The sequence below is a fragment of the Vibrio sp. 1562 genome (genome assembly GCF_033340155.1).
GTDB lineage: Bacteria > Pseudomonadota > Gammaproteobacteria > Enterobacterales > Vibrionaceae > Vibrio > Vibrio alginolyticus.
The window spans coordinates 1-623 of sequence record NZ_JAWOVY010000483.1; the positions used below are offsets into that span (position 1 = coordinate 1).

The window sequence follows — 623 nt, forward strand, 5'->3', positions numbered from 1 at the left end:
AAGGTTGGAGGCGGCTCACCCTCAGAACGACCACTGAGATAACGTGAGTAGTTTTCGATACCAGAGCAGAAACCCAGCTCATTCATCATCTCGATATCAAACTGTGTACGCTGGCTAATGCGCTGCTCTTCTATTAGCTTGTTATTCTCTAGTAATTGTTTCTTGCGTACTTCGAGCTCAACTTTGATGCTTTCTATCGCTTCGAGAATACGGTCGCGGGGCGTCACGTAGTGCGTTTTCGGGTAAATCGTGTAACGCGGCAAATCTCTTTGTTTCACGACACCCGTCAATGGGTCGAACACACTGATGCAATCCACTTCATCATCAAACATTTCAACACGGACAGCATCTTGGTCAGACTCAGCTGGGAATATGTCGATCACTTCGCCGCGAACACGGAACTGACCGCGTTCAAAAGCGACATCATTACGCGAGTATTGGAGTTCCGCTAGGCGACGAAGCATGTCACGCTGATCGATCACGTCACCACGGCGTAAGTGCAGCATCATCTGTAAATACGACTCGGGATCACCCAAACCATAGATGGCCGAGACAGAAGCGACGATGATGGCATCTTTTCGTTCTAGTAAAGCTTTGGTGGCAGACAAACGCATTTGCTCAAT

1 pseudogene is annotated in these 623 nt (G+C 48.5%); it reads right to left on the bottom strand.

What is annotated here, in order from left to right:
- A pseudogene (locus tag R7Z49_RS25960) lies at positions 1-623 on the bottom strand (excinuclease ABC subunit B); the annotation flags it as partial.